Below are 22131 nucleotides of genomic sequence, written 5' to 3'. Positions count from 1 at the left end.
CAGGCCCCCCGGAGCAGAAGGGCGCCTGGTGTGTTCACAAGCGTACTGATGATCGAAAAGGCCCTGACGTCCGCCGACGTGGAGTTCGTCACCACCTTGCACGGGGAGGAGGAGGTCGCCTTCCGGGTGCTGCTCCAGCCGCGCGGCGAGCAGGCGGACCGGCTGCTGCGGGCCATCGACGACGTCGCGCTCGGCGAGCTCGACGAGGCCGTGCGCGAGGGGGAGACACCGGAGGGGCAGGAGGCGCTGAGCGTGGGGCAGCGGGCCCTGGAGGTCTCCCTCACGGCGCTGCGGGCCTCCGGGAGCCCGGCCGAAGGGCGGTTGATCGAGGATCATCCGCTGGACGCGCTGAAGTCCCTGGTCGAGGAGGCCGACGCGGACGAGGTCATCGTGCTGACCGACCCCCACTACGTGGAGGAGTTCTTCCACCGCGACTGGGCGTCCCGCGCCCGGCACAAGGTGGGGGTGCCGGTGCTGAAGCTGTTCTCGCACAGCAAGGCGTAGGGGCGTCCGGGCCCCGCGCAGGCAATAGGCTGGGGGCGCTAACCGTCCCGGAACGCTCTTGGAGATCTGCATGGCACCCGGCCTTCCCCCCGCCATGGAACGACCGCACTTCATCGGTATCGGTGGGGCCGGGATGTCGGGGATCGCGAAGATCCTCGCGCAGCGCGGGGCCGTCGTGGCGGGCAGTGACGCCAAGGAGTCGGCGACGGCCGAGGCACTGCGGGCGCTGGGTGTGACGGTGCGCGTCGGGCACGCGGCGGACCACCTGGCCGACGACGCCAGCTGCGTGGTCGTGTCGTCGGCGATCCGGCAGGACAACCCCGAGCTGGCCCGCGCGGCCGAGCTCGGCATCCCCGTCGTGCACCGCTCCGACGCGCTCGCCGCCCTGATGGACGGCCTGCGCCCGATCGCGGTCGCCGGTACGCACGGCAAGACGACCACGACCTCGATGCTGGCGGTGTCGCTGAGCGAGCTGGGCCTGAAGCCGTCCTACGCCATCGGCGGCGACCTGGACGCGCCCGGCTCCAACGCGCTGCACGGCGAGGGCGAGATCTTCGTCGCCGAGGCGGACGAATCGGACCGCAGCTTCCACAAGTACACCCCCGAGGTCGCGATCGTCCTCAACGTCGAGCTCGACCACCACGCGAACTACGCCTCGATGGACGAGATCTACGAGTCGTTCGAGACGTTCGTCGACCGCGTCACCGAGGGCGGCACCCTGGTGATCACCGCCGACCACGAGGGCGCCCGGGAGCTGACCCGCCGGATCGCGGGGCGCGCCGTGCGGGTGGTGACGTACGGCGAGTCCGAGGACGCCGGCGTGCGCATCCTGTCGGTCGTGCCGCAGGGGCTGAAGAGCGAGGTCACGGTGGTGCTGGAGGGTGAGGAGCTGACCTTCACGGTCTCCGTCCCCGGCCGCCACTACGCGCACAACGCGGTGGCCGCGCTGGCGGCCGGTGTGGCGCTCGGCATCCCCGCCGGGGAGCTGGCCCGGGCGCTGGCGGCGTACACGGGCGTGAAACGGCGGCTCCAGCTGAAGGGCGAGGCCGCCGGCGTGCAGGTGATCGACTCCTACGCCCACCACCCCACGGAGATGACGGCCGACCTGGAGGCGATGCGCTCGGCGGCGGGCGACTCCCGCATCCTGGTCGTCTTCCAGCCGCACCTGTTCTCGAGGACGCAGGAGCTTGGCAAGGAGATGGGGCAGTCCCTGGCCCTCGCGGACGCCTCCGTGGTGCTGGACATCTACCCGGCACGAGAGGACCCGATCCCCGGCGTGACCAGCGAGCTGATCATCGAGGCGGCCCGGGCCGCGGGCGCCGACGTGACGCCGGTCCACGACAAGGCGGACGTGCCGTCGGTGATCGCGGGAATGGCGAAGCCGGGGGATCTCGTTCTCACCATGGGAGCGGGCGATGTCACCGACCTCGGCCCGCGCATCCTGGACCGTCTGTCGAACTGAGGGGCTGGAGGCTCATGCCGTACGACGTCGAGAAGCCGGACGAGCAGTGGCGCGCGGAGCTGAGCCCGGGCGAGTACGCGGTGCTGCGCCAGGCGGCCACGGAGCCCGCCTTCACCGGTGAGTACACGGACACCAAGACCCGGGGCGTCTACTCCTGCCGCGCCTGCGGGGCGGACCTGTTCACCTCGGACACCAAGTTCGAGTCCCACTGCGGCTGGCCGTCCTTCTTCGACCCGAGGGACACCGACGCGGTGGAGCTGATCGAGGACCGTTCGCACGGCATGGTGCGGACCGAGGTGCGCTGCGCGCGCTGCGGCTCGCACCTCGGGCACGTCTTCGAAGGCGAGGGCTACCCCACGCCCACGGACCAGCGGTACTGCATCAACAGCATCGCGCTGCGGCTGACACCCGACGAGGGCTGAGGCAGCGCTCAGCGAAGGGCGCACTCCTTCCTCGTGAGGCGTTTGGTGTTCCCCGCTTCGCGGCTGCACACCACGCGGAGTGTGGAGGTGCCGTCCTCGGCGCGGCTGACCTCCTTGAGGACGATGCTGTGACCGGCGCGGTCGCCGTACAGCGGGGCGCCGGTGAAGTCGATGGTGCCGGTGGCCATGCCCTCGATCTTGACGTTGCGCAGGTTCACCCAGGTCGAGGCGCGGCTCTGGGGCCGGTCGTCCCGGGTGGCCGCCCAGTACAGGGCGCGGGTGGCGTCGTGCGCCAGGGCGGTCTGGCCGCTGTCCAGGGCGGGGCTGTCGTAGCGCAGGCGGTGGCCCCGCAGCCCCGGCAGGTACGCGGCGGCGTCCAGGTAGAAGGTCGTCCTCTCGGCGGCCTTCTTCAGCTCGGCCAGGGCCGCGTGGTACAGCGTGACCTTCGGAGCGACGGGTGGCCCGCCGGCGCTGAAGCGGGCCTTGGACAGGTCGTCGCCGGTGAGGATGGCCAGGGGCGTCCCGGCGCAGCCCGGCTCGGTGCCGAGGTGGGTCATCAGGGAATCGATGTCCTCGACCCGGCCGGCGAAGTAGATCACCGACGGGACCCGGCCGCCCCGGCAGATCTCCTGGGCGTGCGAGCGGAGTTCCGGCTTGCCGCCGCTGAGCGTGTAACGGCGCTGATCGAGCAGGGTGAAGCCGTGCCGGCGCAGCATGAGCTGGCCGTACCGGGCCTGTTCGTCGGTGTACAGGTCGTCGGTCCTCGCCGTGTCGCGGGCGAGGACGAGGGCGTACTGCCGCCGCTTCGGCGTGCGCAACTGGGCCGCGATCAGGCCGAGTTGTTCGGTCTGCCACTGGTCCGTGGCGGCCAGGCTGAACCAGTTGGCGAACTCGCGGGGCAGATAGGTGGCGGAGTTCGTGCCGGAGACGATCGGCAGGCCGGCCTCCATCAGCGTGCGGGTCGTCGCCCTGCTCGACTTCAGGTCGCGGCCGGTGCCGACGACCCCCACCACGGTCGGGTCCTCGGCGGCGTACGCGGCGACCGCCTCGGCCATCTCCTCCTGGTGGCCCAGGTCCACGCCGCCGTTGGCGAGCAGCACCCGCAGCTTGACGCTGGAGTTCTTGTTGATGACGGCCTGCGCCAGATACACCCCCGCCAGCTCCTCGGCGCCCTTCACGAGGGAGGAGCCGTCCGAGGAGTCGGCGCTGAGCGGCCCGGCGTAGACGACGGTGACGTACTTGCCGGAGTGGTGGTCGAGGACGTCGTCGTTCTGCCCGGCGATGAGGTCCTCCAGGTCGTCGACCGTCCAGGGCGTTCCCTCGTCGGCCGTCAGGGCACTGACCTCGTCGGCGGGCCCGGGCACGGGCAGCCAGTCGGCGAAGCGGACGCCGTCCGTCGCGATGCCGATGCACTCCGTGCCGCCGCCGGGCGTCCGCTCGCGCCGGGTGTCCCGGTTGGCGGTCAGTACGGAAGCCGAGCAGTACCGGTCGTGCAGGGCGTCGGCCCGCATGACGGTTCCGGCGGTCAGCAGGACGATCACCAGGACCAGAGTGTGCAGGGCCCACACCAGCCGGGCGGGCGTGGGCCGTGTGGAGGCCCGCAGATGGCGGCTGCGTTCCTGGACGGGAGCGAGCTGGTCGTGCGGCAGCGGGATCTTCATCACCCAGGGCAGGACGGACCGCTCCCGGCTGGGCGACTGCTCGGCGCGCAGGTTGCGCCCCCACTCGCGGTACCAGGTGCGCAACCGGTCGCTGAACCTGGACGGAATCGCCTCCGGCTCGGCTGCCGCCGGAATGACGCTGCGCTCCAGGCGCGACACGTCCTGGGCGCGCACCCCGGCGACCACGAGCAGGGGATCGAGCTCGCTGCGCCGGCTGCGGACGTCGCTGATGGCCCGGATCAGCTCGATGCCGCCGTTGCGGGTGTCCGCGTTCGGCAGGAACAGCATCGGCGGGCGCGTCCGTTTGAAGCCGCGCAGGTCCCAGCTCCAGCGGCGGTGGTTGTCCCGCAAATCCTCCCGCAGCGCGAGCACGCACAGCTGGAGGTGGAAGTCGCCGCCCGCGGTGAGCGCCTCGGCCACGTCGTACGCCCGGGCCGCGATCGCCTTCCAGGACTGGACCGGCCGGAGCAGCGAGACCTCGGTGGGATCCTCCTGGTCCGGTGCCCTGAGGAAGGTCGTCGTCATGAACCAGCGGCTCTCCCGGCGCAGCCACAGGAAGATCGGCGCCCGTCCCGGCAGGACGTAGTTGAGGACCGTCAGCAGCAGCAGGAAGACCAGACCGGCGCCCACCGCCACGTACCACTCGCTGCGGGCGAGTAGCGCGGCGAGGACGGTCACGAGGCTCGCCGGGAGGATGTGCGCCATGTCGAACAGCGGCAGCCCCGAGTGCCAGCGCGCGGTGTTCCTCGGCCGCCAGCGCTGCTGGGCCAGCTGGTTCAGCAGCCGCTGCCGCTGGTCCTGACCGGCCTCGGGACTGCCCGGGGCGGGCGCGGGCCAGGTGTCGCCCAGCGCCGCCACCGCGTCGTCGATGGCGTGCACCAGCCGCAGCCGCGGAAAGGCGTAGCGCCGGTAGACCGCCTTCGGGCCGCCCCACCTCTTCGGATCGCTCAGCGCCCGCACCATGGCCGCGGCCCGGCGCACCTCGGTGGCACCCTCGTAGGTGTCCTGCGCCACCGCGCAGCGCGTGCGGTGCGCCTCCTGGCCCGCGTGCAGCTGCCGGACCAGTCCGGTCACCGCGTCGTCGTCCGCGCCGTCCTGGGCGTGCACGACGAACACCGGCATCGGCGGCTCGGCGCTGGTGCGGAAGTCCTGGATGAGGATCTCGAGCTGGTCCTGGAGGTGGAGCCCGGCGCCACTCTCCGGCATGCCGTCATGTCCCCCAGGGCAGTCCGGTGGCGTGCGTTCGACGTTCACCATGGGCAACCCCCCGTTCACCTTCGGTGGCTTACGAGGCTAGCGGGTGCGGCTGGGGTGGGAGTGGGTGACGACAGAACCGTTGAGTTCAGACGCGTTCCAGCGGTCGGTGCGGTTCAGCCGGGAGACGCACCTCGACGGTGTCGCCCGGCCGCACCACGCCGCCCGCCCGCACCACGCTCATGACGCCTGCCTTGAGCACCACCCGGCCGGTCTCGTCGCGGCCGACGACCTGCTTCAGCAGTCCCTCCTGGAAGGCGTCGATCTGGACGCAGGGATTGCGCAGGCCGGTCACCTCCAGCACCGCGTCCGCGCCGATCCGCAGCAGCGTGCCGGCCGGCAGGCCGAGCAGGTCGATGCCGCGCGTGGTGATGTTCTCGCCGAGCTGACCGGGCGCCACCGTGAAGCCGGAGGCGGCGACCTCGGCGAACAACTCCTCGTGGATGAGGTGCACTTGACGCAGGTTCGGCTGGGTGGGGTCCTGCGCGACGCGCGAACGGTGCTTGACCGTCACGCCCGCGTGGACGTCGCCCTCCACACCGAGCCCTTCGAGCAGCGTGATGCTGTCCCGGTTCGGCTTGGTGAACGAGTACACCCCGTTGCTGCTGACCGCCGTCACCGTGGCGTTCATGCCGCCGGCCCCCTTCCGTTCGGCAGTGATCCGTCCGGAGCTTAACCCGCCGCGGCCACGGCTGCCCCTTCCCGGGCCACCGGGAAGCCCGCCGGCGCAGCACAGAACGCGGAGGGGTTCCGGCCGCCCCCGGGCCGGAAACGACCGCCGTCTAGACTCGACCGGCACCAGCCGTACGACCATGGCCGACAGTCTCCGCCAACCCGAAGGGCCCCGGCGTCTTGATACGGATCGAATCAGTCACCAAGCGGTATCCGGACGGCACGGTGGCGGTCGACCGGCTCTCGCTGGAGATACCCGACCGCTCGATCACCGTCCTCGTCGGACCGTCGGGCTGCGGGAAGACGACCACCCTGCGAATGATCAACAGGATGGTCGAACCGAGCGAGGGAACGATCCTCCTCGACGGCCAGGACATCCAGCGGCAGCCCGTCACCACCCTGCGGCGGTCCATGGGTTACGTCATCCAGAACGCCGGCCTCTTCCAGCACCGCACGATCGTCGACAACATCGCGACCGTGCCCCGCATGCTCGGCTGGGGCAGACAGAAGGCCCGGGCCCGCGCCGCCGAGCTGATGGAACGCGTGGGTCTCGACGCCGCGCTCGCCAAGCGGTACCCGTACCAGCTGTCCGGCGGCCAGCAGCAGCGCGTCGGGGTGGCCCGGGCGCTCGCCGCCGACCCGCCGGTGCTGCTCATGGACGAGCCGTTCTCGGCGGTCGACCCCGTCGTGCGCAAGGGACTCCAGGACGAACTGCTGCGCATCCAGGACGAGCTGGGCAAGACCATCGTCTTCGTCACCCACGACATCGACGAGGCGATCAAACTCGGCACCATGGTCGCCGTGCTGCGCACCGGCGGCCACCTCGCCCAGTACGCACCGCCCGCCGAGCTGCTGGCCGGCCCCGCCGACGCCTTCGTCGAGGACTTCCTCGGCGGCGACCGCGGCATCCGGCGGCTGTCCTTCTTCCCCTCCGGTGCGCTGGAGCTGACGGCAGGCCCGGTGATCCCGCTCGACGCGACCGCCGAGCAGATCGCCGCCCCCGACGCCCCCTTCCTCCTGGTCACCGACGCGGACGGCAGGCCGCTCGGCTGGAGCGAACCGGGCGACCTGGCGGCCGGGGACATCAGGCCCGACCGGCTCCTGTCCCACGGGCGGCCGTTCGTGCCCGGCACCGACTCGCTGCGCGTCGCCCTCGACTGCGCGGTGCTCTCCCCGACCGGCTGGGCCGTCGCCGTGGACACCGACGGCAAGGTGACCGGAGTCGTCTCGCAGCAGACCATCGGCGAGGCGATCCGCAGCGCCCACGCGGCCGGGCGCGCCCACGACGAGGTCGCCGGATGAGCGACTACCTCCACGACTTCTTCGACATCCCCAGCGACCTCCAGCACAGCTGGCTCGGACTGATCGGGCTGCACCTGAGGGAAGCCCTGCTGCCGGTCGCCGCCGGGCTGCTCCTCGCGCTGCCCATCGCCCAGCTGTGCGTACGCTTCCGCTGGCTGTACCCGCCCGTCCTCGGCGTCACGACCGTGCTCTACGCCATCCCGTCGCTGGCCTTCTTCGTCGTCCTCATCGACTACACCGGGCAGAGCGAACTCACCGTGATGATCCCGCTGGCCGTGTACAGCCTGGTGGTGCTCGTCCCGGCGATCGTCGACGGGGTGCGGTCGGTGTCCGAGGAGACCCTGGCCGCCGCCACCGCCATGGGCTTCGGTCCCGTACGGCGTTACTTCCAGGTGCAGTTGCCGATCGCGGTACCGGCCATCATCGCCGGTCTGCGGGTGGCGACCGTGTCGAGCGTCTCCCTCGTCAGCGTCGGCATGCTCATCGGCAACCAGGGCGCCCTCGGCAACCTGCTGCACGACGCGCAGATCTACAACCGGCCCGAACTGACCTGGAACTCCGTGATCACCACGGCCCTCCTGGCGATCGTCCTCGACGCCCTGCTGGTCCTCGTCCGCGTGCTGCTGACGCCCTGGATGCCGAACCGCCCGACGCGCCGCAGGCCGGCGCCCGCTCTGGAGGACGCCGCCCGGTGAACGTCCTCCACTTCGCGGGCGCCTTCTTCAGCGACAGCGCCCACTGGCACGGCTACGACGGCATCCCCGCCCGCCTCGGCGAACACGCGCGCTACACCCTGCAGGCGCTGCTCCTCGCCACCGCCATCGGACTGCCGGTCGGCCTGGTCACCGGCCACTACGGCAGGGGCGGGAACGCCCTGTCCCTGGTCGCCACCGCCGGACGGGCCCTGCCCAGTTTCGGGCTGCTGGTGCTGATGACCACCCTGCTGGGGTTCGGGATGCTGCCCGTGATGATCCCGCTGGTCGTCCTCGCCGTCCCGCCGATCCTGGTCACCACCTACGAGGCGATGCGCTCCGTCGACCCCGCGCCGGTGGACGCCGCCCGCGGCATGGGCATGCACGAGTCGCGCATCCTCTTCCAGGTGGAACTGCCGGCCGCGCTGCCGCTGGTCCTGAGCGGGCTGCGCTCGGCGGCCATCCAGATCGTCTCGACGGCGACCATCGCCGCGTACGTCAGCCTGGGCGGCCTCGGACGGTACATCGTCGACGGGCTCTACCAGCGCGACTACGAGAAGGTGGTGGGTGGCGCGACGCTGGTGGCCGTCCTGGCGCTGGTCACCCTCGCGCTGTTCTGGGCGGTGGCGCGGATCTCGGTCTCGCCCGGGGTGCGCAGGAGATGAGCGGCGGGGGTCGCAATCCGGCCCGAATCGACGCCGATTGGTAACCAGGCCGCTCTTGACTGAGCGAATATCCGCTGGCTTGGATCAGTGGGTGATTATTACGGCGAAGAGCAGCACCCGGTCCATCCCGAGGCACCCCGGCCCGGCAGCGGTAGCGCTGGCCGCCACGGCGGCGCTCCTCGCGGGCTGTTCCTCCGGCGGCACGTCCGAGGACCCGCTGAAGGGCGGCGACGCGAAGGGCGGCACCGTCGTCGTCGGCTCCAACAACTTCGCCGAGAGCATCCTGCTCGCCGACATCTACGGCGAAGCCCTCAAGTCCAAGGGCGTCAAGGTCACCTACAAGCCGAACATCGGCAGTCGCGAGACCACGTACGGCCTGATGAAGAACGGCGGCATCACCGTGCTGCCGGAGTACAACGGCTCCCTGCTGGCGTACCTCGACGCCAAGGCCAAGCCGAAGACGGTCGAGGAGACCACGACCGCCATCAACGGCAAGCTGGACTCCGGGCTGGAGCTGCTGAAGCCCTCGGCCGCGCAGAACAAGGACTCGGTGACGCTGAACTCCGAGACCGCGAAGAAGTACAAGCTGACCTCGGACTCCTCCATAGCGGACCTCAAGGACGTGGCCAAGGACCTGGTGTTCGGCGGCTCGCCGGAGTTCCAGACCCGGCACCAGGGCCTGGTGGGCCTGAAGTCCGTGTACGGGCTTCAGTTCAAGACCTTCAAGTCCCTCGACGCGGGCGGGCCGCTGACTCAGGCGGCGCTGAAGAAGAACACCGTGCAGGCCGCGGACGTCTTCACGACCGACCCGACCATCGCCCGGGAGAAGTTCGTCGTCCTGAAGGACCCGCAGAACCTCTTCGGCTTCCAGAACGTGCAGCCGCTGGTCCGCAAGGGCGAGCTGTCCGAGGAGGGCGCCGAGGCCCTGAACGCGGTCTCGGCCAAGCTGGACACGAAGGCACTCCTCGAGCTGGACGCGCAGGTGCAGTTGGAGAAGAAGGACCCGCTGGACGTGGCCAGGGCCTGGCTGAAGTCGGCGGGCCTGGACTGACTAGGACTGGACCGCCGACGCGATCAGCTGGTCGATCAGGGCGATCAGCACGTCACGGCAGGACTCACGGTCCCGGGCGTCGCACAGCAGCACCTTGACGTCCTCGGGCAGCGCGAGCGAGTCGTGGATGTCCTCGGCCGGGTAGGGGTGTTCGCCGTGGAAGCCGTTGACCCCCACGACGAACGGGATGCCCCGGCGTTCGAAGAAGTCGATCGCGGCGAAGCTGGACTCGGGTCTGCGCACGTCCACCAGGACCACGGCGCCGAGCGCGCCGAGGGCCAGGTCGTTCCACATGAACCAGAAGCGCTGCTGCCCTGGCGTGCCGAACAGGTACAGCACCAGCTCCCGGCTGATGGTGATCCGGCCGAAGTCCAGGGCCACGGTGGTGGCCCGCTTCTCCTCGATGCCGTCCAGGTCGTCGACGCCCAGACCGGCCATGGTCAGGGGTTCCTCGGTGCGCAGCGGGACGATCTCGCTGACCGACCCGACCATGGTGGTCTTGCCGACGCCGAAGCCACCGGCGATGAGGATCTTGACGGTGTCGGGTGCCGGGGGTGCGTCGGTGGTGGAGTCAGAGCCGGCCAAGGCCGTCCCTCACTTTCTGCAGCAGGTCCAGGTCCGGAGTGGTGCGGGAGACGAGACGCGGCGGGCGGACGCTGATCCGGCCCGCCTCGAGCAGGTCGCAGAGCAGGATCACGACCACGCTCACCGGAAGGTCGAGCAGGGCGGCCAGTTCGGCCACGGCGACCGGCTCGGCGCACAGCCGGAGGATCCGGTTGTGCTCGGGCTGGCAGCGGGCCGCCGTGGCGGGCTGCGGATCGACCGCGGTCACCGTAGAGATGAGCGTGAAGTCGGCACGGCTGGGCCGGGTCCGGCCACCGGTCAGAGTGAACGGCCGGACGAGCCGGCCCGCCGAGTCGCCTCCGCCCACCTCACACGCCGGGGTCGACGACGGGCACGGCCATGCCCCGCGGTGCCGCGCTGAGGTGCTCGCCGATCTTCTTCACCAGCATGTTCATCTGGTAGGCCACCACGCCGACGTCCGCGCCGGGCCCGGTGAGCACGACCAGGTGAGCGCCGGGACCGGCGGAGGTCAGGATCAGATAGCTGTTGGCCATCTCGATGAGCGCCTGGCGCACCGGACCGCCCCGGAAGTCCATGCTGACGCCCTTGCTGAGGCTCATCAGACCGGACGCGGTGGCCGCGAGCCGCTCGGCGTCGTCGCGCAGGAATCCGGTGGACTTGCTCACCACCAGGCCGTCCTCGGAGAGCACCACGGCCTGGTTCACGTCGGCGACCCGCTCCACGAGTCCGGTCAGCAGCTGGTCGAGCTGGGTGTGAGTGGCGGGGATGGGGCGTGTCATCGCGGTGTCCTTCTTCAGCGGTCGGCGGTCAGCGGTCGGCGGGCGGAGTCGGGGAGAACGGGGCGGCGGCCTGCCGGGGTGCGGCCGGCTCCTCGCCGTACGGAGGCTCGGCGTCGCTGCCGCGGGCCCGGAGCGTGCCGCGCTGGAAGCCGGCCAGAGAGGAGGCGGCGGCTTCCGCCGTGAACTCGTCGAAGGAGCCGTCGTCTTCGGGCGTGGGCTCCTCGCGCAGCTCCTCCACCAGGCTGGTCTGCGGCACCCGGCGGGGGAGCGGGGCGAGGCCGTCCCGGTGGGGGACGACCTCGCGGGCGGCGACGGTGGTGGCGGCGGCCGTGCGCGCCGTGGCGACGGGACGGGCCTCATGGGAGGATCCGGCGGTGCGGCCGGCTCCCCGCGGGGCATCGCCTCCTCGCGGCGCCCCGGAGTGGGCCTTTGCCGGCTCGGCGTCCGTCGCATCCCGCCCGGCCGCCGGGACCCGCCCGTCCTCCGGAGCGTCGCCGTTGTCCGTGCCGCCGTCCCCGGCTTTCGGGCCGGCCGGGGCCACCACGCCGTTCACGCCGGTTCCGCCGCCGGCGTCCCTCGCCCCGCCGCCCGGGATCTCCCGCACCACGATCTCGTGCGGGAGCAGCACGATCGCCGTGGTCCCGCCGTACGGCGACGAGCGCAGGGTGACGGCGATGCCGTGCCGGTGGGCCAGCCGGCCGACCACGAACATGCCGAGCCGCAGGTCGTCGGCGAGCGCCACCACGTCGAACTGCGGAGGCACCGCGAGCTGTTCGTTGAAGGACGTGTAGTCCTCCTCCGGCATGCCGAGGCCGCGGTCCTCGACCTCGACGGCCAGGCCCTTGGCCACCATCTGGGCCCGTACCGTCACGGGGCTCGGGGCGGGTGAGTACGCCGTCGCGTTGTCGATGAGCTCGGCCAGCAGATGGATCACGTCGGCCACCGCGGGCGGGGCGACGAACACCTCCTCCTCGGTCTGCACCTCCACCCGCTGGTACTCGGCGACCTCGCCGACCGCGCTGCGCAGGATGTCGATCAGCGCCACCGGCTCGGACCAGCTGCGGCCGGGCCGTTCGCCGCTGACGATGACGAGGTTCTCCTCGTAGCGGCGCAACTGGCTGGCCGTGGAGTCCAGTTCGTACAGGCCCTTGAGGATGCCCGGGTCGGTGTGCTCGCGTTCCAGCGCGTCGAGTTTGCTGAGCTGGAGGTTGACCAGGTTCTGGCTCTGCCGGGCGATGCCCAGGATGATCTTCTGGAAACCGCGCCGGGTGTCGGCGAGTTCGACCGCGGTGTGCACGGCCGTGCGCTGGGCGGTGTTGAACGCCCGGGCCACCTGGCCGAGTTCGTCGTGACCGTAGTCCAGCGGTTGCGCCGCCGACTCCGGGTCGACCTTCTCGCCCCGTTCCAGCCGCGCCACCACGTCGGGCAGCCGCTCCTGCGCGAGGCTGACGGCGGCCCGGCGCAGTCCGCGCAGCCGCCGGGACAGCGAGCGGGTGATCCGCCAGGACATGCCGACGCACACCAGCAGCGCCAGCAGCCCGCCGGCGCTCAGCGACGCCGCCTTGAACAGCAGCCCGTCCGCGTTGTCGGCGCTGCGCTCGAGCAGTTCCGTGGTCTGCTGCCGGATCAGGGCCGCGTAGTGGCCGGACAGCTTGTCCATGGCGGCGTTCCACCGCTTCCGGGCGTCCGGCAGCGCGATCCGGTCCGCTTCGGCGCCGGCGTTCCGGGATGCCAGCACCTGGTCCTCGACCGACTGGAGCGTCTTCCACTCCGGGCTCGCCAGGATCTGCTCCGTCCGCGCCTTGGCGGTGCCCGTCAGCTGGGGCACGACCTGGTCCTGGACCAGCCAGCGGCGGGTGTTCACCAGCTCCGTGAACCGCACCCAGTCCCGGTCGGTCAGGTGCCCGGTCGGCCAGGCCAGGGTCAGCTGCGCGTCCTCCCGGGAGACCAGCTCCGCCGCGTGCTCCAGTCCGACCAGCGGTCCGGCCTGCGAGGTGAGGTCGCCGTCGTCGACCTGGGAGAGCTCCTGGAAGGCGTGGATCTGGTCGTCGATGATCGAGGAGTACTGGTCGAGTGCCTGCTGCGCGGTGATGTCGGTGGGGTTGTCGACCTGGTCCCGGTAGTACTCCAGGCTGGCCACCGACCCCAGCACCGAGTACAGCCGGTCCGATATGCGGGCGGGCGCCTTCTCGATCGCGTCCGCCTGCCCGACCAGCTTCGCGACCGCCTTGTCGGTCTCCTCGCGCTGCGCGTCGAGGGTGGCCCGGGAACCGTGCGGCGAGGCCAGCCAGGCCGCCGACAGGCTCCGCTCCCGCTGCAGCGCGAGCGTCGCGTCGGTTCCCATGGCACCGGTCGACCGGCTCAGCTGCGTCTGGTCACGCAGCCGGAGCCCCTCCGAGAACATCTGGATCGTCGTCACGCCCCACATGGCGGCCAGGGTGACGCTGGGCACCAGGGCCAGAAGCACCAGGGAGAGGCGTATGGAACCGAGACGGCGCCGGGAACCTGTCCGTCGAGACATCGTCGTCCTAGGGCGATCAGCGGGGAGCGGGGAGCGGGGAGGCGGAACGGTGGGGGAGGAAGGGGGACGGGCGCGGGAGTGGGGGCGTGCCGCGCACGCCACATGGGATGGGCTGGATGTTATCCGTACAAGTGACCGTACGAACCGGACCTGACCGAATCTTTGGCGACACCGTCACAGGAAGTGTCCGTCACCGGGTTCCGGCGGCGGCGAGCCGGGCCACCGTGGACACGTTCGACCTGGTCACGAAGGCCGGGCCGGTGAGCACCGGGGCCGTCCCGCCGCCGCTGACGTTGCCGTTGGTCCGGTACAGCCACAGGGCGTCCACCGCCAGGTAGCCCTGGAGGTACGGCTGCTGGTCCACGGCGAACTGCACCTCGCCGCCCCGGACCGCCTCGACCAGGTCCTTGTTGAGGTCGAAGGTGGCGACCCCGGCTCTGCTGCCGGCCTGTCGCACGGCCTCGACCGCGGCCATCGCGAACTGGGCGCCGTTGGTGACGACCTCGTCGATGCTCGAGTCCTGCCGCAGCCGGGAGGCGATCGTGGCGGTCACCGCGCCGGTGTCGGTGCCGTCCACGTACAGGTTGTCGGTGTCGCCGCGGAACGTCTTCCTCACCCCGGCGCAGCGGGCCTCCAGCGCGACGTTGCCCCGCTCGTGCACGACGCACAGGGCGTGCTTGGCCTTGAGAGCGTCCAGTTTGTCGCCGACGGCCCGGCCCGCGACGGAGTCGTCCATGCCGAAGTACTGCAGCAGGCCGGAAGGCCGCCAGGCGCCGATGCCGGAGTTGAGCCCGACGACGGGGATGCCGGCCGCTCTGGCCCGGGCGATCGGCCCGCGCATGGCCGCCGGCTTGGCCAGCGTCACGGCGATGCCGTCGACCTTGTCGCGGACCGCGGTGCGCACCAGGTCGGCTTGGGCGGCCGGGTCGGCGTCGCTGGCGTAGGTCAGTTCGACGCCGTCCTTGGCGGCGGCCGTCTCGGCCCCCCTGCGCACCAGGTCCCAGAACGCGTCGCCCTTGCCGCCGTGCGTGACCAGGGCGACCTTCATCCCGGTACCCGGTCCGCCCGCCGCGTTCGTGTCCGTCCCGTCCTCGGCCGCGCGGAGGACGGAGCAGCCGGCCACCAGCAGACACAGGGCGGACGCCAGGGCCGCGGCACGGATGGCTCGTCTCGCTGCGGTGTGCGGTGGGGGAGGAGTGTTCATGGGGGGCGGACCTCGCTGTGCGGCCGAGCAGGGGGAGAGCGGGGCCGTGAACGTGCACGGCCCGATGACTCTCGCTGGCCACGGAGCCAACCGTGTGTGACCGCCGGCCGTCAAGTGAGCGGCCACATTCTGTGAGTTGATGCCGCCGCATCGTGATGATCCGTTCGACCAGTCGAACGATGGACGGCCCTTTGTCCTGGTCAGTCATGGCCTGCGCCTCACCGGTCCGTGCGTCGCGATCTTCTTCTCCTCGATCGTGCGGGAGTTCGGTCGGCTCGGCTTTCCGTACCGTCCGTGCGGTTCGGGGGCCTGTGCGCGCCGGTGTGCGCGGCTCGCGGGCCACCGGACCGCCGGTCAGCCGGTCAGCCGGTCAGAACCGGCAACGACCGGTGACCGTGGGAGATGAACGAGTCCACCGGGCGCAGTTCGTCCGACGGCACGGCGAGGGTGAGGCCGGGGAACCGCTCGAACAGGGCCGGCAGGGCGACCCGTGCCTCCAGCCGGCCGAGCGGGGCGCCCAGGCAGTGATGGACGCCGTACCCGAAGGCCAGATGGTCCTTCGCGGCGCGGGTGACGTCGAAAGCGGCGGCGTCCGGGCCGTGCTGCTCGGGGTCACGCCCGGCGGCGGCGTAGGCGGCGAGGATCGCCTCCCCCTTGTGGATCACCGCGCCGTGCGGCCCGCCCAGTTCGCCGAGCGGGATGTCCTCGACCGCGTACCGCAGCGGCAGGCTGGCCACCGGCGCCTCGGCCCGCAGGGTCTCCTCGATCACGTCGTCCCAGGAGGCGCGCCCGCCGCGCACGTGCGCGAGCTGGCCGGGGTGGGTGAGCAGCGCGTGGACGGCGTTGTCGAGCAGGTTGACCGTCGTCTCATGGCCCGCGCTGATCACCAGCATCAGGGTGTCGAGCAGTTCCTGCTCGCTGAGCCTCGTGCCGCCCTCCTCCTCGCGCGCCGCGATCAGCGCGGAGGTCAGATCGTCGCCGGGCGACGCCCGTTTGGCCGCGACGAGTTCAGCGAGGACGGCGTAGAACCGGGCGTAGACGTCGACGACTTCGGCCGGGTCGGCCGAGGTGTGGAAGACCCCGTCCACCACGGCCCTCAGTTCGGTTCCCAGCTCCTCGGGCAGTCCGAGCAGTTCGCCGATGACCTGGATGGGCAGCGGATAGCAGAACTCCTCCCGCAGATCGACCGGATGGCCGTCGGCGCCACCGCCGGCCCCGGCCTTGGCGACCCGGTCGAGCAGCGTCGCGGTGATCTCCTCGATCCGCGGCCGCAACGCGGCGGTGCGGCGGGCGGTGAACGCCGTGGAGACGAGGCTGCGCAGCCGCTTGTGCTCGGTTCCGTAGGCCGTGAACATGCTCTGCACCGCGACCCAGGTGTAGAGCGGCCAGTCCGGTGAGACCTGGCCGTCGATCCAGCGCTGCCAGTGCCGGCGCGGGTCCTTCGACACCCGCGGGTCGGTGAGCAGCCGCTTCAGCAACGGGGCGCTGCTGACCGCCCAGGCCGGGACACCCTGGGGGAGCTCGACGGGGGTGACGGGTCCGCGCTCGCGGATGCGGGTGGCCTCGCCGTGGATGTCGCGGCCGGTCGGGTCGATCACTGTCGGGCGGGTGAATTCCATCGGTCTCTCCCTGGGCTGACGACTGATGGTGCGGGCGCGCGTTCGCCTGGTGAGCGAGTACGCGCGACACGTCCAGCCAAGTCGCCGCGGCGGGGTGGCGCCAGGGGGCAGAGGAGCACTGACTTGTTTCAGGCGGTCTGGCCGGCTTCCCGCTCCAGGGGCTGCGCCACCGCCTTCGCGGCCCGCGCCTCCTTCCTGCGCTGCCGTCGGCTGACGCGCGGTTCCTGGTCCGGGAGCCACCCGAAGGTGCAGCAGCTGCCGGCGACGCCCAGGAGCAGACCCACGAAGAAGCCGCCCAGGTTCGAGGTCACCCAGCTGCCCAGGGAGACCAGGACCCCGATGACCGAGTAGAACAGGCGCTGGGAGGGGCTGAAGAGGATCAGCAGGCCGCACAGCAGCATCACGACCGGGAGCAGATAGCCGGCCAGGCCCTGCATGCCGACGTGCAGGACGACGTCGAGCGACGCTTTCAGGGTGAGCAGGATCTCCGCCCCGCCCAGGGTGAGCAGCAGCCCGCCCCAGAACGGACGGCCGGCCCGCCACCCGCGGAAGGCGGGCCGGAACTTCCCGCGCGGCACGCCGGACATCAGCAACCCGACTCGCTGAAGCCCAGCTTCAGCCCGGGCAGCCTGAACACGGCGGCCGTCGTGGCGTAGTTGGTCTGGCGCAGTTCGGTGATGCGCACGGTGTCGGACTGCTGGCTGAACACGCCCTTCGGGCCCTTGCCCTGGGGGCCGGCCTTGTTGAGCTCGCTGGCGTCGTTGCCGATCTCGATGTTGGTGAAGCGGGCGTTGCCGGACAGCTCCGTCGAGTCGGTGGTCAGGTCGCTGGCGCGGACCTTGTTCTTTCCGCCACCCGCCTTGATGACCAGGTTCGTGCCGCCCAGGTTCACGCTCTGGCAGAGCTTGGTGAGCGTCGCCTTCTTGATCACGGACGTGACGACGACCACCTGGCCGCCGGTGTCACCCGCGTTCGGGCTGCCCTCGGCCATCTCGCGCATACCGCCGAACTGCGCGAAGCCGTCGCCCTTCAGTTCGGTGGCGGTGACCGTGAACGGCATGCCGGAGATGGCGAACTGCACGCCCAGCGCCCCCTCGGCGGTGAGCACCGCGAGTCCTGCGGCGACCAGGGTGGCGGGCACCGCCATCACCGCGGCCCGGCGTGCCCGGACCCGCCCGCGTCGTGCGGGGACATCACCGGCGTCCGGCGCGGTGGCGCCGTCCGGTCTTTCGGAGGGGTGCTCAGCGGAGAGTGCCATGTCTGCTCCAGGTGCATGTCGGTGCGGATCGGACGTCGGTGGCACGTTGTCCTGGCGCGGACCCCGACCGCGTGCGCACGTCTCCCCGCAACTCCCGGCCGTTGCAAGGGCTTTCTCGTTACGCCGCAGTAGCCGACTCGGAAGTTACCGGGGGTTACATGAAGGGTCAAGGGAAGTGTGAACAAAGAGTGTGGAATGTGCGCCGCAGGTGAGCCGCCATTCTCGGATGGGCCTCAGCATGCGCACAACTACCCCGCCCGGCCTTGACGTTGACTGACGAGTAGGTCTACAACTCTCCTGGTCTCACCGGATCCGTGGCGCCGGATCCGCCGCGTGGCGCCCGTCCACGTGCCCCGCACCGTCCGTCCCGTACGGGCATCTCACCGCCCGGTGCGTCCGCACGGGCTTTCTGTTCGCCCGTGCCCGACCCGCCACGGCCTCGGTACGGCCCTTCCTTCGACAGCCGTGCCACCAGCCACCCCCCACCCGGCCCGGCCGGTACCGCGTCCCCTCACTCGGTCCAGCCGGTGACCGGCCTGACGTCGCCGGCCCGTCACGTACGGAGAAGGTGTGACGGGCCGGCGACGGCGGACGCCGACCCGCGTCCCCCACCCCACCCCCCGTTTCAGAGAAGAGGTACACCCGCATGCGTACGCGCACCCTCCTCACCCTCACCGCCGCCGTCGCCGCCCTCGGTCTCGCCGCCCCCGCCTCCGCGGCCGACACCCCGGTCCTGACCACCACCGACGGTGCGGCCGTCGCGGTCGGCGACGTCCTCGACGCGTCCTTGGCGAGCGGCACCACCGCGACCTTCTACTCCAGCGCGACCGGCACCAGCGGCATCTCGTGCACCACCTCGGCGTTCTCGGTCAAGGTCACCGACAACCCGGCCGCTCCCGGCACCGCCACCGAGTCCCTCACCTCGCACACCTTCGACACCAGCGGCTGCACCACCAACGTCGTCGGTGTGCTCGGCGTCAGCGGCATCACCGTGGACAACCTGCCGTACACCACCAGCGTGTCCTCCGACGGCAAGGTCTCCGTGACTCCGGCCCCGGGCTCCACCGTCCGGTCCACGGTCAAGCTGCGCACCCTGCTCGGCAACGTCACCTGCGTCTACCAGGCGCCCGGCCTGACCGGCACGGCGAGCAACGCCGACCACAGCATCACCTTCGCCAACCAGCAGTTCAAGAAGGTCTCCGGCTCGTCACTCTGCTTCGCCGACGCCTTCTTCACCGCCAAGTACGCCCCGGTGGCCAAGGGAGGCGTCCCCGTCAACGTCAACTGAGGCCCGGGCGGCGTCGGTTCAGCGCCGACGCAGCCGTACCATCAGGGCGGCGCCAGCGGTGAGCACCAGCACCGCGGCGGCGCCGCCCGCCAGCACGGGCGTGGACGGGCCCGAGGAGGAGCCGGAGGCGGAGGCCGCCGCGGTGCGTTCACTCTGCGGCCGGAGCCGCGGAGCCGGGACTTCCGGTTCAGTGGTGCTCTCCTCCCCTTCCTTCTCTTCCTCCTCCTTGGTTTCCTCCTTCGCCTCCTCCGTCTTCTCCGCCGTCTTCTCCGCCGTCTGCTTCTGCTTCTGCTCCGGGAACACCACGTCCGAGCACGAGTAGTACGTGTCCGGCGTGCTGCTGTTCTGCCAGACGGTGTACAGCACGTGCCGCCCGGTCCGGTCGGACGGCAGCGTCGCCTCGAGGCGGTACGCGCCGTCCGTCAGCACCGGGTCCGTCACCTCGGCGAACGGTTCACCGGGCAGGTCGGACCAGGACAGCGGGCCGGCCGGGTCGTAGCCGGGCTTCGTCAGGTACATCCGGAACGTGCCGGTGTGCGGGATTGTCGACACATAGCGCATGGTCAGCTTCGCGCCCGGCGCGACCCGGGTCGCCGGCCAGTCCGCGCGGGCGAGGTCCAGACCCCGGTAGGCGGGCAGGCCGCCGCTGCACAGCTTCCCGTCGGGGACGACCTCGCGGTCCCGGCCGTTCACGTTCGCCACCCGCAGGTTGTCCCACGCCGTGAAGGGAGCGCCGTTCGCGCCGACAGCCGCCCGGCACGCCGCCGAGCCCGCGTCGTCGCCGCCCTCGGGGGAGCAGGCCACCACTCGGCTCACCGGGTCCGTCGGCGCACCGTGCGCCGACGCCGGACCCGCCGCCCACAGCGGCAGCAGCAGCGGAGTCACCAGGGCGGCCGCGAGTGCGGCACGGGGTGCGGTCACAGGAGGCATCCGTCTGCGTCTCCTCGGCAGGGGCGGGGGCGGTCTCAAGTGCAGTACGGCGCGGCGGCCCCGCGCGTTCATCCGCCGCGACCGGATCGAAAACGGGCCATTCACATCCAACTGCCCAGCACACAGGGTGGGTTTCCGGCCGGATCGAGGGTTTCCCCCGTATCCCGATGACCTTCTGTTTGCCTATCGTTCGACCACAGCCGACCCACAGGTAACCCCGAACGGGTCCGCTCCCCACACGCCTGGCCGGCCATCGCGTCGCTTGTCGAACCACCCCCCTCCGCTTCGACGACGAAGCGCGTCCGCCGCTCCGCGCGCAGCCCGGAGTCCGGTAACGAAAGGCAACGACAGTGCGTATCTCCCCAGAGCTCAGACGGAAGCTGATATCCGTCGCCGCCGTCTCCGCCGCCCTGCTGACCGCCGCCCCCGCCTCGGTCGCCGTCGCCCAGGAGTCCGCCCCCACCCCTGCCGCCGTCCCGGCCGCCCGGACCGAGGCCGCTCCCGGCACCGCGGCCGAGCGCCTCATCGTCGGCTACAAGTCCGGTGCCGAGGAGGCCAAGTCGAACAAGGCCGCGGCCGCCGACGCCAAGGCCAAGGCCGAGAAGACCGGCGAGGACGTCGACTTCCAGCGCCGCCTCGGTACCGGTGCCGCCCTCGTCGAGCTGGGCACCGACCCCACCCGCGAGGACGTCGCCGATGTCGTCGCCCAGTACCAGGCCGACCCGCAGGTCGCGTACGTCGTGCCGGACCGCCTGAACAAGCCGGCGGCCGTCACGCCGAACGACACCGAGTACAGCAAGCAGTGGGACCTGTTCGAGCCGACCGCGGGCATGAACGTCCCGGCCGCCTGGGACACCACGACCGGCACCGGCGTCACCGTCGCCGTGATCGACACCGGCTACGTCACCCACTCCGACCTGGCCGCGAACATCGTCGGCGGCTACGACTTCATCTCCGACACCGCCGTGTCCGTCGACGGCAACGGCCGCGACAGCAACCCGGCCGACCCGGGCGACTGGTACAACGCGGGCGAGTGCGGCGCGGGCATCCCGGCCTCCAACTCCTCCTGGCACGGCACCCACGTGGCCGGCACCATCGCCGCCGCCACCGGCAACGGCAAGGGTGTCGCAGGTGTCGCCCACGGCGCCAAGATCTCGCCGGTGCGCGTCCTCGGCAAGTGCGGCGGCTACGACTCCGACATCATCGACGCCATCACCTGGGCGTCCGGCGGCACCGTCTCCGGTGTCCCCGCCAACACCAACGTCGCCAAGGTCATCAACATGAGCCTCGGCGGGAGCGGCGCCTGCTCCACCGCCACCCAGAGCGCCATCAACGGCGCCGTGAACCGCGGCACCGCGGTCGTCGTCGCGGCCGGCAACGAGAACCAGAACGTGTCGGGCGCCTCGCCGGCGAACTGCAACAACGTCATCTCGGTCGCCGCGACCAACCGAGCGGGCAGCCGCGCCTCGTACTCCAACTACGGCACGCTCGTCGACATCGCGGCCCCCGGCGGCGAGACCCGCACCTCCACGGCGAACGGCATCCTCTCCACGCTGAACTCCGGCACCAAGACGCCGTCGGGCGAGAACTACGCGTACTACCAGGGCACCAGCATGGCCACGCCGCACGTCGCCGGCCTCGCCGCCCTGATGAAGTCGGCCAACTCCGCCCTCACCCCGGCGCAGATCGAGTCGGCCATCAAGGCCAACGCCCGCGCGCTGCCCGGTACCTGCTCCGGCGGCTGCGGCGCCGGCCTCGCGGACGCCGCCAAGACGGTCCAGGCGGTCAAGGGCGGTTCGTCCACCGGCACGGTCTTCTCCAGCACCACCGCCGTCGCCATCCCGGACAACGGCGCCGCGATCGAGTCGCCGATCAGCGTCACCGGCCGCAGCGGCAACGCCCCCTCGGCCCTCCAGGTCGGTGTCGACATCACCCACACCTACCGCGGCGACCTCGTCATCGACCTCGTCGCGCCGGACGGTTCGGCGTACCGCCTGAAGTCCGCCGCCTCGGACTCCGCCGACGACGTGAAGACCACCTACACGGTGAACGCCTCCGGCGAGAGCGCCAACGGAACCTGGAAGCTGCGCGTCCAGGACACCGCGGCGCAGGACACCGGGACGCTCAACGGATGGACGCTGACCTTCTGATACTGCCACGGGAACGGTGAACGGGACCGGGCCACGAGCGGGCGGGCCGGCCGGTGCGGATGGGGCACCGGCCGGCCCGCCTTTACGTCCGGCCGCACAACCTCCACGGTTA

20 protein-coding genes are annotated in these 22131 nt (G+C 71.4%); 9 read left to right on the top strand and 11 right to left on the bottom strand.

Features of this window, described 5'->3' with window-relative positions:
* The first annotated feature begins 30 nt into the window (after window positions 1-30).
* From IE212_RS11545 to msrB, 3 genes are all read left to right on the top strand, one after another.
* The gene (locus IE212_RS11545) at window positions 31-504 is read left to right on the top strand and encodes an indole-3-glycerol phosphate synthase (protein WP_190197666.1); all 474 of its coding nucleotides are present in this window, start codon (window positions 31-33) and stop codon (window positions 502-504) included.
* A 70-nt stretch (window positions 505-574) separates the two neighbouring features.
* Window positions 575-1966, top strand: a complete 1392-nt coding sequence (gene murC, locus IE212_RS11540) for a UDP-N-acetylmuramate--L-alanine ligase (protein WP_190197665.1) — start codon at window positions 575-577, stop codon at window positions 1964-1966.
* Between the two features lie 14 nt (window positions 1967-1980).
* Window positions 1981-2388 carry a peptide-methionine (R)-S-oxide reductase MsrB gene (gene msrB, locus IE212_RS11535; protein WP_190197664.1) on the top strand — a complete coding sequence of 136 codons (408 nt, stop codon included), beginning with the start codon at window positions 1981-1983 and terminating at the stop codon, window positions 2386-2388.
* An 8-nt stretch (window positions 2389-2396) separates the two neighbouring features.
* Here msrB and IE212_RS11530 read toward each other — a convergent pair whose 3' ends face one another.
* Both IE212_RS11530 and IE212_RS11525 read right to left on the bottom strand, forming a co-directional pair.
* On the bottom strand, window positions 2397-5255 hold the full coding sequence (locus IE212_RS11530; protein ID WP_229864214.1) for an ABC transporter substrate-binding protein: 2859 nt from the start codon (window positions 5253-5255) through the stop codon (window positions 2397-2399).
* A gap of 136 nt (window positions 5256-5391) precedes the next feature.
* Entirely contained in the window at window positions 5392-5934 is a 543-nt protein-coding gene (locus IE212_RS11525) for an MOSC domain-containing protein (protein WP_190197662.1), read from the bottom strand.
* 221 nt (window positions 5935-6155) lie between these two features.
* Between IE212_RS11525 and IE212_RS11520 the strand changes: the two genes are divergently transcribed.
* The 4 genes from IE212_RS11520 (at window position 6156) to IE212_RS11505 (ending at window position 9685) form a co-directional block, all read left to right on the top strand.
* Window positions 6156-7277 carry an ABC transporter ATP-binding protein gene (locus IE212_RS11520; RefSeq protein WP_190197661.1) on the top strand — a complete coding sequence of 374 codons (1122 nt, stop codon included), beginning with the start codon at window positions 6156-6158 and terminating at the stop codon, window positions 7275-7277.
* Complete coding sequence (locus IE212_RS11515) at window positions 7274-7972, top strand: ABC transporter permease (RefSeq protein WP_190197660.1); 699 nt, start codon at window positions 7274-7276, stop codon at window positions 7970-7972. The genes IE212_RS11520 and IE212_RS11515 overlap by 4 nt, the downstream gene beginning before the upstream one ends.
* Window positions 7969-8634 (top strand): ABC transporter permease, encoded by a 666-nt coding sequence (locus tag IE212_RS11510; RefSeq protein WP_190197659.1) that lies wholly within the window; start codon window positions 7969-7971, stop codon window positions 8632-8634. Before IE212_RS11515 ends, IE212_RS11510 begins: the two co-directional genes overlap by 4 nt.
* Before the next feature lie 91 nt (window positions 8635-8725).
* On the top strand, window positions 8726-9685 hold the full coding sequence (locus IE212_RS11505) for an ABC transporter substrate-binding protein (RefSeq protein WP_190197709.1): 960 nt from the start codon (window positions 8726-8728) through the stop codon (window positions 9683-9685).
* On the opposite strand, the gene IE212_RS11500 is transcribed toward IE212_RS11505, so the two are convergent.
* From IE212_RS11500 to IE212_RS11465, 8 genes are all read right to left on the bottom strand, one after another.
* A complete protein-coding gene (locus tag IE212_RS11500) occupies window positions 9686-10270 on the bottom strand; it encodes a GTP-binding protein (protein ID WP_190197658.1) in 585 nt (194 codons plus the stop codon). It lies immediately after the preceding gene.
* Window positions 10257-10616, bottom strand: a complete 360-nt coding sequence (locus IE212_RS11495; RefSeq protein ID WP_190197657.1) for a DUF742 domain-containing protein — start codon at window positions 10614-10616, stop codon at window positions 10257-10259. The genes IE212_RS11500 and IE212_RS11495 overlap by 14 nt, the downstream gene beginning before the upstream one ends.
* A 1-nt stretch (window position 10617) precedes the next feature.
* The gene (locus IE212_RS11490; RefSeq protein ID WP_190197656.1) at window positions 10618-11049 is read right to left on the bottom strand and encodes a roadblock/LC7 domain-containing protein; all 432 of its coding nucleotides are present in this window, start codon (window positions 11047-11049) and stop codon (window positions 10618-10620) included.
* Window positions 11050-11077: 28 nt separating this feature from the next.
* Entirely contained in the window at window positions 11078-13570 is a 2493-nt protein-coding gene (locus IE212_RS11485) for a sensor histidine kinase (protein ID WP_190197655.1), read from the bottom strand.
* 190 nt (window positions 13571-13760) lie between these two features.
* Complete coding sequence (locus IE212_RS11480) at window positions 13761-14774, bottom strand: substrate-binding domain-containing protein (protein WP_190197654.1); 1014 nt, start codon at window positions 14772-14774, stop codon at window positions 13761-13763.
* Between the two features lie 362 nt (window positions 14775-15136).
* Window positions 15137-16393, bottom strand: coding sequence for a cytochrome P450 family protein (locus tag IE212_RS11475; RefSeq protein WP_190197653.1), 1257 nt, complete (start codon window positions 16391-16393; stop codon window positions 15137-15139).
* 128 nt (window positions 16394-16521) lie between these two features.
* The gene (locus tag IE212_RS11470) at window positions 16522-16980 is read right to left on the bottom strand and encodes a DUF6114 domain-containing protein (protein WP_190197652.1); all 459 of its coding nucleotides are present in this window, start codon (window positions 16978-16980) and stop codon (window positions 16522-16524) included.
* Window positions 16980-17651: a DUF6230 family protein gene (locus IE212_RS11465; RefSeq protein ID WP_190197651.1), complete on the bottom strand. Its 672-nt coding sequence runs from the start codon at window positions 17649-17651 to the stop codon at window positions 16980-16982. Before IE212_RS11465 ends, IE212_RS11470 begins: the two co-directional genes overlap by 1 nt.
* Before the next feature lie 646 nt (window positions 17652-18297).
* Between IE212_RS11465 and IE212_RS11460 the strand changes: the two genes are divergently transcribed.
* On the top strand, window positions 18298-18939 hold the full coding sequence (locus IE212_RS11460) for a Tat pathway signal sequence domain protein (protein ID WP_190197650.1): 642 nt from the start codon (window positions 18298-18300) through the stop codon (window positions 18937-18939).
* Between the two features lie 18 nt (window positions 18940-18957).
* Here the strand turns inward: IE212_RS11460 and IE212_RS11455 are convergent, their stop codons facing one another.
* Window positions 18958-19869 carry a lytic polysaccharide monooxygenase auxiliary activity family 9 protein gene (locus tag IE212_RS11455; protein WP_190197649.1) on the bottom strand — a complete coding sequence of 304 codons (912 nt, stop codon included), beginning with the start codon at window positions 19867-19869 and terminating at the stop codon, window positions 18958-18960.
* Between the two features lie 350 nt (window positions 19870-20219).
* Here IE212_RS11455 and IE212_RS11450 point away from each other — a divergent pair, with 350 nt between their 5' ends.
* On the top strand, window positions 20220-22019 hold the full coding sequence (locus tag IE212_RS11450; RefSeq protein WP_190197648.1) for a S8 family peptidase: 1800 nt from the start codon (window positions 20220-20222) through the stop codon (window positions 22017-22019).
* Window positions 22020-22131: the final 112 nt, after the last annotated feature.

Source organism: Streptomyces djakartensis (assembly GCF_014651075.1).
GTDB lineage: Bacteria > Actinomycetota > Actinomycetes > Streptomycetales > Streptomycetaceae > Streptomyces > Streptomyces djakartensis.
The sequence above is the reverse complement of the archived record's forward strand: the minus strand, read 5'-3'. Positions and strand labels throughout refer to the sequence as shown.